This is a genomic window from Streptomyces sp. CCM_MD2014, from assembly GCF_000772045.1.
Classification (GTDB): domain Bacteria; phylum Actinomycetota; class Actinomycetes; order Streptomycetales; family Streptomycetaceae; genus Streptomyces; species Streptomyces salinarius.
In genome coordinates this window covers 4,820,427-4,832,114 of sequence record NZ_CP009754.1, presented here as the reverse complement: position 1 = coordinate 4,832,114, position 11,688 = coordinate 4,820,427, and the positions used below count along the sequence as shown (strand labels likewise).

Here is an 11,688-nt window from a genome sequence, read left to right as displayed (position 1 = left end):
GCCGGGGTCAGCCCCGCCGACGCGCCGCCTCGTACAGCACGATCCCCGCCGCCACACCCGCGTTGAGGGACTCGGCCCCACCCGGCATCGGGATCCGGACCCGGATGTCGCAGGTCTCGCCCACGAGTCGGGACAGGCCCTTGCCCTCGCTGCCGACGACGATGACGACCGGGCCGTCCAGAGCCTCCAGGTCGCCGAGTTCGGCCTCGCCGTCGGCGGCGAGGCCGACGACCGTGACGCCGGCCTTCTGGTACTGCTCCAGCGCCCGGGTGAGGTTGGTGGCACGGGCCACCGGCGTACGGGCGGCCGTACCGGCGGACGTCTTCCACGCGCCCGCCGTCATGCCGGCCGCGCGCCGCTCGGGCACGACGACGCCGTGACCGCCGAAGGCGGAGACGGAGCGGACGACCGCGCCGAGGTTGCGCGGGTCGGTCACGCCGTCGAGGGCGACGATCAGCGGGTCCGCGCCCTCGTCGTGGGCGGCGGCGACCAGGTCCTCGGGGTGCGCGTACTCGTACGGCGGCACCTGGAGCACGAGCCCCTGGTGGTTCAGCCCGTTGGTCATCCGGTCCAGCTCGGGGCGCGGGGCCTCCATGAGGTTGATCCCGCCGCGGTCGGCGGCGAGCTGGAGGGCCTCGCGCACCCGCTCGTCGTTGTCGATGAACTGCTGGACGTAGAGCGTGGAGGCGGGCACGCCCTCGCGCAGGGCCTCGACGACCGGGTTGCGGCCGACGACCAGCTCGGACGTCGACCGGCCGCCGCCGCGCCGCTGCTGCGGGCGGCCCGTGGCGCGGCGCGCCTTGGCGTTGGCGGCGCGCTGCTTGGCGTGCCCCTTGCGCATCTCGGCGGGGGGCGTCGGCCCCTTGCCTTCCAGGCCACGGCGTCGCTTGCCACCGCTGCCGACCTGCGCGCCCTTCTTGCCGGACATGCGGCGGTTGTTCGCGGCCATGAGTTACCCGTCTCCGCTCTTCTGTGTCTTCGGGGAGTGTGCGTCGTACGTGCGTCTTATGCAGTGTGCCGCCCGGAGGGCCGGGCGGCACAATCGATCTACGAGTCGATCTGTGAGTGCGGACTCGGGTCAGCGGGAGCCGAGGCTCCAGCGGGGACCCTGCGGGCCGTCCTCGATGACCAGTCCGGACTGCCCGAGCCGGTCGCGGATGGCGTCGGCCGTGGCCCAGTCCTTGCGCGCCCGCGCGGACTCGCGCTGGTCGAGCACGAGCCGTACGAGGCTGTCGACGACGTGCCTCAGGTCCTCGCCCTGCTCCTGCTCCCCGGCCCACTGCGCGTCCAGCGGGTCCAGCCCGAGCACGCCGAGCATGGCCCGCACCTCGGCGAGGCGGCCGACGGCGGCCTCCTTGTCGTCGGCGGCCAGCGCGCTGTTGCCCTGCCGGACGGTGGTGTGGACGATCGCGAGCGCCTGCGGGACGCCCAGGTCGTCGTCCATCGCCTCGGCGAAGGCGGGCGGCACCTCGGCGGCGGGCTCGACGGTGTGGCCGGCCAGCTCCGTCACCCGCTGCACGAAGCCCTCGATGCGCGCGTACGCCGACTCGGCCTCGCGCAGGGACTCCTCGCTGTACTCGATGGTGGAGCGGTAGTGCGGGGTGCCGAGGTAGTACCGCAGCACGACCGGCCGCCACTTCTTGACCATCTCGCTCACGAGCACGCTGTTGCCGAGCGACTTGGACATCTTCTCGCCGCTCATGGTGACCCAGGCGTTGTGCACCCAGTAGCGGGCGAAGGCGTCGCCGAAGCCCTTGGCCTGGGCGATCTCGTTCTCGTGGTGGGGGAAGATCAGGTCGATCCCGCCCCCGTGGACGTCGAACTCCTCGCCCAGGTACTTGTGCGCCATCGCGGAGCACTCCAGGTGCCAGCCGGGCCGGCCCCGGCCCCACGGCGTCTCCCAGCTCGGCTCGCCGGGCTTGGCCGCCTTCCACATGGCGAAGTCGCGCGGGTCCCGCTTGCCGGTCTCGCCGTCCTCGGAGGGCTGGCGCAGGTCGTCGAGGTCCTGGTTGGACAGCGACAGGTAGCCCGGCAGGGACCGTACGTCGAAGTAGACGTTGCCGTCGGCCTCGTAGGCGTGCCCGCGCTCGATGAGGCCGCGCATCATCTCGACCATCTCGGTGATGTGGCCGGTGGCGCGCGGCTCGTACGTCGGCGGCAGGCAGCCGAGGGCGGCGTAGGCGTCGTTGAACGCCCGCTCGTTCTCGTACCCGATGGACCACCAGGGGCGGTTCTGCTCGGCCGCCTTCTTGATGATCTTGTCGTCGATGTCGGTGACGTTGCGGACGAACGTGACGTCGTAGCCGCGGTACGCGAACCAGCGGCGCATGATGTCGAAGTTCAGCCCGGACCGGACGTGCCCGATGTGGGGGGCGGCCTGCACGGTGGCACCGCACAGGTAGATCGAGACGCAGCCCGGCGTGAGGGGGGCGAAGTCACGGATCTGCCGGGCGCTGGTGTCGTACAGGCGAATAGTCACGAGTCCAGGGTAGTAGGCCCCGGACAGTGCCCAGGGCACGCGTGCCGCGTTGTTGCGCGACCGGGTCGGGCGGTGGGCGGACACAGGCGGGGTCCAGGGGCGGCGCCCCTGGCGGGGCGCCGTGCGGAGCCCCGCACGGCAGGGCGACGCGGGGGGACCCACCCGCCGTCCGAGCCACCCGCCGTCCAGGGCCTGTCCGGCGGATCATGCCCCGGACGCGGGGCCCGGCACGCGCGTCCGCGGCGTTGTCGTCGGTCGCCGACGCTCCGCGTCGACGCCCTCCTCCGCCTTGCGGCTGCACGCACCAGACCTCGCTCACCGGCGTCGACGAGGTGCCGTGCCTGTCCTGCGACCTGATCCGCCGGGACAGGACCTAAGCCACCCGCACGACCAACGCCGTGGCCACCGCCATCAGCCCCTCTCCCCTCCCGGGGAACCCCAGCCCGTCCGTCGTCGCCCCCGACACGGACACCGGCGCCCCCGCGGCCGCGGAAAGCACACCCTGCGCCTCTTCCCGCCGCTTGCCGATCTTCGGCCGCGCCCCGACCACCTGCACCGCGACGTTCCCGATCCGGAACCCCGCCTCCCGCACGATCCGCGCCGCCTCCGCCAGCAGCGTCACCCCGGACGCACCGGACCACTCCGGCCGCCCGGTGCCGAAGTGCTGCCCGAGGTCACCGAGCCCCGCCGCCGAGAACAACGCGTTGCACGCCGCGTGCGCGACGACGTCCGCGTCGGAGTGCCCGGCGAGCCCGGGGCCCTCGCCCTCCCACTTCAGCCCGGCGCACCACAGCTCACGCCCGTCCTCGAAGGCGTGGATGTCCGTACCGATCCCGACCTGCGGCAGCAGCACCCGCGCGTCCGCCCGGGACGTCCCAGCCGTTTCAGAACCCATCGTTCAGCCTCCTGCGCGCCAGTACCGCCTCCGCGAGCACCAGGTCCAGCGGGCGCGTCACCTTGAACGCCTCCTCGTGCCCCGGCACCACCACCACGGTGAGCCCCAGCTGCTCGACCATGCTCGCGTCGTCGGTGACGTCGTCGGTCACCGTCTCGTGGGCCCGCACCAGCGTGGCGCGGTCGAAGCCCTGCGGGGTCTGCACCGCACGCAGCCGCGCCCGCTCCGGCGTCGCCACCACCGGCTCCGGCTCGCCGGGCGCCGCGGCGGGCTCGACCTGCTTGACGGTGTCGGCGAGCGGCACGGCCGGCACCACGGCGGACGCGCCCTCCCGTACGGCCTCGATCACGGCGTCCACCGTGTCCACCGGCACGAGCGGCCGGGCCGCGTCGTGGACGAGGACGATGTCGTACTCGGGCGGCAGCGCGTCCAGGCCGAGCCGTACGGACTCCTGCCGGGTCTCGCCGCCGGGCACCACGAGGAAGTCCGTCCACTCGGGGAGCGCGTGCGTGTCGAGGAGGTTCTTGACCTCGGCCGCACCGTCGGGCGGTGCGACGACCACGACGAGGGAGACGCCGCGGGAGGCGGCCATCGCCCGGACCGCGTGGATGAGCATGGGCGTACCGCCCAGCGCGCGCAGGGCCTTGGGGGCGCCCGGGCCGAGCCGCACGCCCCGGCCCGCGGCCGGAATCACGGCGGCGGTCGGTGTGTTCGTACGGGTGGCGGGCGCCTGCCGGGCGGGCGAGGGACGCGATTCGTCAGACATCGGTTCCTGTCAGGTTTGTGTGCTCGACCTACTTGGGTATGGCCTCACCGTGCCGGGCGCGACGCCTTGACCGGACCCTTCCGTGACCCTGGTCGAGCCAGCAGCCCGGGCCCGGCACGCCAGGATCCGGGGAAGCCTCCCGGGACGAGCGTACGAGGATCATGGGCATCCGGACGTCCGGATGCCGGAAACCGTGTCCGGGTACCCGGGTACGAACATGCCGCAGCGCCCGGCGACAGCAAGGATGTCATCGGGCACCGCGGCATTTCAGTGCGCTGAACCGAGCGGCTGACGGTCTGCGCCTCACCTCGGATCCGGTCGGGTCGGGACCGGTTGGATCAGGAGGCGAGCACCTCGTCGAGCAGGGCCTCCGCCTTGTCCTCGTTGGTGTTCTCCGCGAGGGCCAGCTCGCTCACCAGGATCTGGCGGGCCTTGGCGAGCATGCGCTTCTCACCTGCGGAGAGTCCGCGCTCGCGCTCGCGCCGCCACAGGTCGCGCACGACTTCCGCGACCTTGATGACGTCGCCGGAGGCGAGCTTCTCCAGGTTTGCCTTGTAACGACGCGACCAGTTCGTGGGCTCCTCGGCGTACGGCGCGCGCAGCACCTCGAAGACCCGGTCCAGCCCGTCCTGACCGACCACATCACGCACGCCGACGAACTCCGCATTGTCCGCTGGCACACGTACCGTCAGGTCGCCCTGGGCGACCTTCAGCACCAAGTAGGTCTTGTCCACGCCTTTGATCTGGCGAGTTTCGATAGCCTCGATCAGCGCGGCCCCGTGATGGGGATAGACCACGGTGTCGCCAACCTTGAACGTCATGTGACAGGTACCCCTTCCGTGGCTATCCAGGGTAACACGGAAACGGCGTCTTCTGAATGGCGTTTTCGCAGGTCAGGGCATATCTCGGGGCTTGACAACAGCAACAGGAACGTGCTGCGCCGGGCGAGCGGAAGAAAGTATTCGCAGGTCGGAGCGGCTGTTCCGGCCGCCCGAAACACGCACGTCACACGCTCCCGGAGCCGACACCGTGCGCCCGAAGAGACCGATATGTCCGGTTCCGCGTGTGCGACTTCCGCTACTCCGTTCGGTGGCCGTGGCGGGGTTCCGGACGAATCCGGAATTGATCACGAGGTGCCCCGCCGGGCCCACCGGTGATCAATTTCCTGGCCGCCCGCGCATTCCTTCACGGAAATTTCGCGTACCGATCCACGGCCGGTATGGCGGAGGGCTTCATAGCTGAATGTCGGACGAGTACGAGCCGCAAAACGACGCACGGAACGACCCCGAACGCCACCCGGGCCGCACCCGGCCCGCCCCCGGACCGCGGTCGGGGCCACGCCCGTACCCGGCTCCGACCGCGCCCGCGCCCTACCGCCTGCCGAGCGAAGCCGGGCGACTTCGGGGAGGGTCGGGTGCGGCGGCCCGAGAACGGCTCGGTAGCCTAAGGCCGCTGACAGCCACTTAGGGCGGCTTTATCCGTTGCCGCCACCACGCTCGAGTCCAAGGAGTTGCCGCCGCCGTGAGCAGCAGCCTTCGACGCGGTGCCCTCGCCGCCGCCGCCATCGCGTTCTCGATCGCCTCGCTCGCCGCGTGCGGTGCCGGTCACAACGCCCAGACGCTGGAGATCAAGCCGGACCACGCTGCGACGACCGTCGGCGACATCGAGGTGCAGAACGCGGTCGTCATCACGCAGCCCGATCTGGAGTCGACCGGCCCGGCCGTGGTCGCCGTCACCCTGTTCAACAACGGCCGGACGGACCAGACCCTCGAGTCCGTCACCGTCCCGGACGCCGGCAAGTCCGCCGAGCTGAAGCCCGCCAAGGGCGAGAAGGGCGACCTGGTCGTCCCGGCCGGCGGCTCCCTGATCCTCGGCGGCGAGGGCAACGCCGCCGCCGTGCTGCCCAGCAGCCGCGAGGCGCTCCAGGACGGCAACGCCCAGAAGATCACCTTCACCTTCAGCAAGACCGGCGAGGTGAGCCTGCGCGCCCTCGTCGTTCCCGCCGAGAGCTACTTCACCGAGTGGGGTCCGAGCGACGTCCCGTCGGCCCCGGGCGCGACGCCCTCCGGCACGGCTTCCGCCGACGCCTCGGGCGAGCCGGCCGACGGCGAGTCCTCGGGTGCCCCCTCGACCGGCGAGTCCGCCGGTGCGCCCTCGGGCGAGTCGGGTGCCCCGGCCGACGGCACCTCGGCCGACGGCACCTCCCAGGAGAACGGCACCGGCGCGGACGCCGAAGCCGGCCACTGAGCGCCGTAGGCCGGCACGCACGTACGACGACACGTACGCCCGAAGGGCGGGACCTCTCCGTGAGGCCCCGCCCTTCGTCACGTCCTGCGACCCGTGGGCCGGCCTACGGCTCGAACTTGTACCCCAGCCCGCGCACCGTCACCAGGTACCGCGGCGCGCCCGGGTCGGGCTCGATCTTGGCGCGCAGCCGCTTGACGTGCACGTCGAGGGTCTTGGTGTCACCGACGTAGTCGGCGCCCCACACCCGGTCGATCAGCTGCATGCGGGTCAGCACCCGGCCGGCGTTGCGCAGCAGCATCTCCAGCAGGTCGAACTCCTTGAGCGGGAGGTCGATCTTGGTGCCGCCGACGGTCACCACGTGCCGGTCGACGTCCATGCGGACGGGACCGGCCTCCAGGGCGGCCGGGGCGACCTCCTCCGGCTCGCCGCGCCGGCGCAGTACGGCACGGATGCGGGCGACCAGCTCGCGGGAGGAGAAGGGCTTGGTGACGTAGTCGTCGGCCCCTATCTCCAGCCCGACGACCTTGTCGATCTCGCTGTCCTTGGCGGTCACCATGATCACGGGAACGTTCGAGCGGCCGCGCAGCTGGCGGCAGACCTCGGTGCCCGGCAGGCCGGGCAGCATCAGGTCGAGGAGCACGAGGTCGGCGCCGTTGCGCTCGAACTCGTCGAGTCCGTCGGGGCCGGTGGTCGCGATGGCGACCTCGAAGCCCTCCTTGCGGAGCATGTACGACAGGGCGTCGGAGAAGGACTCCTCGTCCTCGACGACGAGCACACGGGTCACGGAAGGACCTCCGGGGCGGGAAATGTTTCGTACGGGGATGTATGGGGGGAATGGGGGGATGAGGACGACCGCTCGGTCTCGCCACTGAGCCCGGCGCGGTCGGACCGCCGCTGCGCGCGGTCGCGGGCGGGACCCGCCTCCGGCAGCCGCAGGGTGAAGGTGGAGCCCTGGCCTTCGGCGCTCCACACCGTGACCTCCCCGCCGTGCGAGGCGACCACGTGCTTGACGATCGCGAGACCCAGACCGGTGCCTCCGGTGGCCCGGGAGCGGGCCGGGTCGACGCGGTAGAAGCGCTCGAAGACGCGCTCCTTGTCCTTCTCCGAGATGCCGATGCCCTGGTCGGTCACGGCGATCTCGATCAGGTCGCCGCCGGTGGCGGCGACGCGGCGGGCGGCGATGCCGACGCGGGTGCGGGCCGGCGAGTAGTTGACGGCGTTCTCGACGAGGTTGCCGAGGGCGGCGGCGAGCTGTCCTCGGTTGCCGCGCACGTGCAGATCCGCCGTACCTCCGGCGGCCATGGTGATCTGCTTCGTGCCGGCGGCGTGCCGGCAGCGGTCGATGGCCTCGGCGACCAGCTCGTCCACCCGGACGGGCTCGGCGTCGTCGAGGGGGTCGTCGTTCTGGACCCGGGAGAGGTCGATGAGCTCCTGCACGAGGTTGGTGAGCCGGGTCGCCTCGATCTGCATGCGCCCGGCGAACCGCTCCACGGCCTCCGGGTCGTCCGCCGCGTCCATCACGGCCTCGGACAGCAGCGACAGCGCCCCCACCGGCGTCTTCAGCTCATGACTCACATTGGCGACGAAGTCGCGGCGTACGGCCTCGATGCGGCGGGCCTCGGTGAGGTCCTCGACCAGCAGCAGCACCAGCCGGGAGCCGAGGGGCGCGACCCGCGCGGAGACGGCGAGGGCCTCCCCCCGCCCGTTCCCGCGCCGCGGCAGGTCCAGCTCGACCTGCCGTATCTCCCCGTCGCGCCGGGTGTCCCTGGCCATCTGCAGCATGGGCTCGACGGCGAGCTTGCCGCCCCGGACCAGGCCGAGGGCGTACGCCGCCGAGCTGGCCTTGACGACCGCGTCGGCCTCGTCGAGGACGACGGCGGAGGAGCGCAGTACGGACAGGACGGTGTCGACCCCCGGCGGCAGCACGGGATCGGTGTGCAGCGAGGTGCGCGTGGGGCGCTTCTGCTCCCGCTCGCTCCAGCGGAACGCCAGCATGGCGATGACACCGGTGAGTACTCCGGCGATCGCCGCCACTGCGGCGACCGCCGCGTTCACGTCCATGTCTCCAGGTTAGGCACGGGGTACGTCCGGGCCCCAGCCATCCGGGTGCGACCTCGAACACTCGTCGCCCAGAGTTCACCTTGGAGCCAGGGACGGTTCATTTGGGGTGCCGGAAACGGACGCGTACAGGCCGGAACGTGTAAGCGTGGGGGCACGGCGAGGGGCGCGTGGCCGCTCTTCGAGCCCCTTAAACGGACGTACGAGAGGGAACCCTGATGCGGGACGCGTACCACGAGGAACTTGATTCGATCGGTGACGGTCTGGTGGAGATGGCCCGGCTGGTCGGGTCGGCCATCGGACGCGCCACGACCGCGATCCTGGACTCCGACCTGAAGCTGGCCGAGGCCGTCATCGAGGCGGACCAGAAGGTCGACGACCTCCAGCACGAGCTGGAGGCGCGGGCGATAACCCTGCTGGCCCGCCAGCAGCCGGTGGCGACGGACCTGCGCATCGTCGTCACCTCGCTGCGGATGTCCGCCGACCTGGAGCGCTCGGGCGACCTGGCCCAGCACGTCGCCAAGCTGGCCCGGCTGCGCTACCCGGAGCGTGCGGTGCCGCACGACCTGCACGCCACCATCCTGGAGATGGGCCAGCTCGCGCAGCGCCTGATGGCGAAGGCGGCCGAGGTGATCATCACCAAGGACGTCGACCTGGCGCTCCAGCTGGAGCAGGACGACGACGCGATGGACCTCCTGCACCGCACCCTCTTCCAGCACCTGATGGACGACCGCTGGAAGCACGGCATCGAGACGGCGGTCGACGTCACCCTGCTGGGCCGCTACTACGAGCGGTACGCCGACCACGCGGTCGCGGTCGCCAAGCGCGTGGTCTACCTGGTCACCGGCGAGCACGCGGACGACCTCCAGTCGGACATCCAGCCGGCGACGCAGGTCGAGGGGGCCTGAGCAAAGCCTGCGCGGGAGCGGGCCGGGGGCGCGCGTTCGCTCCCGTGCGCCGTTGATGCGACGGCCGCTGGGGGCGTGCAATGGACCCGAGAGCCAGAAATCGCAGGGATCCAGGGACCCGTAGATCCACGCGCCCGCTTCCAGGAGGAACCATGGCCGATTCCCCCAGCACGAAGCCCGACCCCGCACAGGAACGCCCCACCGAGCAGCCCACCGAGATCCGCAGCCTCCCGCTGATCGCCGCGTGCGGCTGCGGCTCGGGCTGCGGCTGCGGCTGCCAGTCGGGCAGCCCCTGCCAGTGCGGCTGAGGCGGTAGCGGTCCACCCGCACGCGGTACCGGTGGACTGTGGTGTGACGGCCGGGGTCGCCCCGGCCGCCATACGGGCGCACCCTGGAAGAAGGACCCTGAAGGGGGTGCGAGGCGCCATGGCTCACTTCATGGACGTACACCACGGGATGCACGGCATCACCTCGGACCAGCTGCACCAGGCCCACCAGGCCGACCTGGCCCTGGAGAAGGACGAGAACGTCCACTTCGAACAGGCGTGGGCGGACCCGGCCTCCGGCACCATCTACTGCCTCTCGGAGGGGCCGTCGGCCGAGGCGGTCCAGCGTGTGCACGAACGCGCGGGCCACAAGGCGGACGAGATCCACGAGGTCCCACTGTCGGTATAGGCCGGGCAGGCCTCCCGCGGGCGGGTACCGCGTCACCCCGGACTTGAGTACGGGTACTCAGGCCCGGGGCGGGCTCCCGGTCGACCCTGGTTCAGGAGCACGACCACGACCACCACCCCGGGGAGCCCGGAACCCATGAACAGCACCCAGCCGAACAACGCCCGGACCCGGCGGACCGACCGGACCGACCGGACCCACCGCATACGCACCGTCGTCCGCCTGGCTCTCGCGAACCGCGTTTCGGCGGTGTACCTCACCGCGGTCGGCGGTGCGATGGCGCTCGCCGTGGCACAACCCCTGTTCGCGAGCGGCCCCGACGCGTCCCTCGTCTGGGTCTGGCCGGCCCTGTTCACCTTCCCGGCCTTCGGTTTCGTGGCCTGGCTCGGGGAGGCCGGCTGGGGCGGCGACACCCCGGCGTGGTTCTTCGTCGGCGGCATCGTGCTCTCGGCCCTGGTCCAGTCGCTGGCCCTGGGGGCGGTGTGGCAGACCCTGCGGGGCCGCCGCGGCAACCGCGGACACCTGACACCGGCGAGCTGAGCGGGCGGACCCGCCTACGGCCGGACGTAGTCCGCCATCGGTGTCGTCTCGGCGCTCGGCATGACCGGATGGTCAATCCCTCGCGTACGCCTTCACCTGGCCTCACCAGCCCCCGCTGCCGGTGCCCTCCTGACCGAACCGACCGCGGCCGACCGAACCGGACCGCAGCGATCGGGCGCCGCCGGTGTGCCCCCTGCCACGGTGGATGCCGAAGGGAGGCCGCATGATCCCGGCACTGAACCACCTGACCGACCTGGTCGAGGACCACCTCGGCGAGGAACCGGACGTCCCCGCGCTGGCCGCGAGCCTCGGCACGACCGAGTACCACCTGCGCCGGATGTTCTCGTCGCTGGCGGGCATGCCGCTGTCGGAGTACGTCCGGCGGCGCCGCATGACGGTGGCCGCCGCCGACGTCGTACGGGGCGAGGACGACCTGCTGACCATCGCCGTCCGATACGGCTACGGCTCGACGGAGGCGTTCGGACGCGCGTTCCGGTCGGTCCACGGCGCCGCCCCGCGCGAGGTACGCCGCGACGGCGGCCCCCTTCGGACACAGCCGCAGCTCAGGTTCCGCCTGACCGTCGAAGGGAGCACCCCCATGGACACCCGCTTCACCGACCGCCCCGCCTTCCGCCTGATCGGCCACGCGACCCGCGTCCCGCTCATCCACGAGGGCGTCAACCCACACATCCGGCAGCACATCGCCGCCCTCCCCCAGGAGGCCCACGCCCGTCTGAAGTCCCTCGGCGACACGGACCCGGCGGGCCTGCTCCAGGTCACCGACGACGTGGCCCAGGACAGTCCGGAGGGCACGGAGCTGACCTACCTCCACGGCGTGGCCGTCTCCGCCGGCACCCCGGCCCCCGACGACCTCGACGCCATCGAGGTCCCGGCCGGCACGTGGGCGGTCTTCCGCAGCTCGGGCCCCTACCCGGACGCCCTTCAGACCACCTGGGCGGCCACCGCGTCCGAGTGGTTCCCGTCCAACCCGTGGCGCCTGCGCCCCGGCCCGTCGATCGTCACGGTCCTGGACCGGTCGGACGACTTCACGACGGCGACGACGGAACTGTGGCTGCCGGTGGAACCGGCCTGACGACAGCGGTTCCCCGGGACAGGCGGCTGC

The 11,688-nt window shown here is 72.0% G+C and carries 13 protein-coding genes; 6 read left to right on the top strand and 7 right to left on the bottom strand.

Annotated features, from left to right (window positions below; translation table 11 throughout):
* Positions 1-7: 7 nt before the first annotated feature.
* The 5 genes from rlmB to NI25_RS21555 all read right to left on the bottom strand — a co-directional run bounded on the left by rlmB (position 8) and on the right by NI25_RS21555 (position 4,961).
* Positions 8-949 carry a 23S rRNA (guanosine(2251)-2'-O)-methyltransferase RlmB gene (rlmB, locus tag NI25_RS21575; RefSeq protein WP_061444014.1) on the bottom strand — a complete coding sequence of 314 codons (942 nt, stop codon included), beginning with the start codon at positions 947-949 and terminating at the stop codon, positions 8-10.
* Positions 950-1,078: 129 nt separating this feature from the next.
* On the bottom strand, positions 1,079-2,479 hold the full coding sequence (cysS, locus tag NI25_RS21570; protein ID WP_061447020.1) for a cysteine--tRNA ligase: 1,401 nt from the start codon (positions 2,477-2,479) through the stop codon (positions 1,079-1,081).
* 373 nt (positions 2,480-2,852) lie between these two features.
* The gene (ispF, locus tag NI25_RS21565) at positions 2,853-3,374 is read right to left on the bottom strand and encodes a 2-C-methyl-D-erythritol 2,4-cyclodiphosphate synthase (RefSeq protein ID WP_061444013.1); all 522 of its coding nucleotides are present in this window, start codon (positions 3,372-3,374) and stop codon (positions 2,853-2,855) included.
* Complete coding sequence (gene ispD, locus NI25_RS21560) at positions 3,364-4,140, bottom strand: 2-C-methyl-D-erythritol 4-phosphate cytidylyltransferase (protein ID WP_061444012.1); 777 nt, start codon at positions 4,138-4,140, stop codon at positions 3,364-3,366. Before ispD ends, ispF begins: the two co-directional genes overlap by 11 nt.
* 338 nt (positions 4,141-4,478) lie before the next feature.
* Positions 4,479-4,961 (bottom strand): CarD family transcriptional regulator, encoded by a 483-nt coding sequence (locus NI25_RS21555; RefSeq protein WP_003953493.1) that lies wholly within the window; start codon positions 4,959-4,961, stop codon positions 4,479-4,481.
* 700 nt (positions 4,962-5,661) lie between these two features.
* On the opposite strand from NI25_RS21555, the gene NI25_RS21550 reads away from it, so the two are divergent.
* Positions 5,662-6,387 carry a copper chaperone PCu(A)C gene (locus NI25_RS21550; RefSeq protein ID WP_061444011.1) on the top strand — a complete coding sequence of 242 codons (726 nt, stop codon included), beginning with the start codon at positions 5,662-5,664 and terminating at the stop codon, positions 6,385-6,387.
* Between the two features lie 103 nt (positions 6,388-6,490).
* Here NI25_RS21550 and NI25_RS21545 read toward each other — a convergent pair whose 3' ends face one another.
* Together NI25_RS21545 and NI25_RS21540 are read right to left on the bottom strand one after the other, a co-directional pair.
* Complete coding sequence (locus tag NI25_RS21545; protein ID WP_052842909.1) at positions 6,491-7,171, bottom strand: response regulator transcription factor; 681 nt, start codon at positions 7,169-7,171, stop codon at positions 6,491-6,493.
* Positions 7,168-8,448 (bottom strand): sensor histidine kinase, encoded by a 1,281-nt coding sequence (locus NI25_RS21540; protein ID WP_061444010.1) that lies wholly within the window; start codon positions 8,446-8,448, stop codon positions 7,168-7,170. Before NI25_RS21540 ends, NI25_RS21545 begins: the two co-directional genes overlap by 4 nt.
* Positions 8,449-8,663: 215 nt before the next feature.
* On the opposite strand from NI25_RS21540, the gene phoU reads away from it, so the two are divergent.
* The 5 genes from phoU to NI25_RS21520 all read left to right on the top strand — a co-directional run bounded on the left by phoU (position 8,664) and on the right by NI25_RS21520 (position 11,658).
* Positions 8,664-9,353 (top strand): phosphate signaling complex protein PhoU, encoded by a 690-nt coding sequence (phoU, locus tag NI25_RS21535; protein WP_061444009.1) that lies wholly within the window; start codon positions 8,664-8,666, stop codon positions 9,351-9,353.
* 152 nt (positions 9,354-9,505) lie between these two features.
* Positions 9,506-9,661 carry a hypothetical protein gene (locus NI25_RS39745; protein ID WP_164883312.1) on the top strand — a complete coding sequence of 52 codons (156 nt, stop codon included), beginning with the start codon at positions 9,506-9,508 and terminating at the stop codon, positions 9,659-9,661.
* A 118-nt stretch (positions 9,662-9,779) separates the two neighbouring features.
* Positions 9,780-10,028 carry an SCO4226 family nickel-binding protein gene (locus tag NI25_RS21530; protein WP_102928109.1) on the top strand — a complete coding sequence of 83 codons (249 nt, stop codon included), beginning with the start codon at positions 9,780-9,782 and terminating at the stop codon, positions 10,026-10,028.
* A 135-nt stretch (positions 10,029-10,163) separates the two neighbouring features.
* Positions 10,164-10,565, top strand: coding sequence for an SCO4225 family membrane protein (locus NI25_RS21525; protein WP_061444007.1), 402 nt, complete (start codon positions 10,164-10,166; stop codon positions 10,563-10,565).
* A 223-nt stretch (positions 10,566-10,788) separates the two neighbouring features.
* Positions 10,789-11,658: an AraC family transcriptional regulator gene (locus NI25_RS21520; protein ID WP_061444006.1), complete on the top strand. Its 870-nt coding sequence runs from the start codon at positions 10,789-10,791 to the stop codon at positions 11,656-11,658.
* The last annotated feature ends 30 nt before the right edge of the window (positions 11,659-11,688 follow it).

Coding starts and splice junctions, on each gene's coding strand:
- NI25_RS21520 (WP_061444006.1), top strand. CDS start 10,789: ATGATCCCGGCACTGAACCACCTGACCGACCTGGTCGAGGACCACCTC.
- NI25_RS21540 (WP_061444010.1), bottom strand. CDS start 8,448: ATGGACGTGAACGCGGCGGTCGCCGCAGTGGCGGCGATCGCCGGAGTA.
- phoU (WP_061444009.1), top strand. CDS start 8,664: ATGCGGGACGCGTACCACGAGGAACTTGATTCGATCGGTGACGGTCTG.
- NI25_RS21555 (WP_003953493.1), bottom strand. CDS start 4,961: ATGACGTTCAAGGTTGGCGACACCGTGGTCTATCCCCATCACGGGGCC.
- ispD (WP_061444012.1), bottom strand. CDS start 4,140: ATGTCTGACGAATCGCGTCCCTCGCCCGCCCGGCAGGCGCCCGCCACC.
- rlmB (WP_061444014.1), bottom strand. CDS start 949: ATGGCCGCGAACAACCGCCGCATGTCCGGCAAGAAGGGCGCGCAGGTC.
- ispF (WP_061444013.1), bottom strand. CDS start 3,374: ATGGGTTCTGAAACGGCTGGGACGTCCCGGGCGGACGCGCGGGTGCTG.
- NI25_RS21525 (WP_061444007.1), top strand. CDS start 10,164: ATGAACAGCACCCAGCCGAACAACGCCCGGACCCGGCGGACCGACCGG.
- NI25_RS39745 (WP_164883312.1), top strand. CDS start 9,506: ATGGCCGATTCCCCCAGCACGAAGCCCGACCCCGCACAGGAACGCCCC.
- NI25_RS21530 (WP_102928109.1), top strand. CDS start 9,780: ATGGCTCACTTCATGGACGTACACCACGGGATGCACGGCATCACCTCG.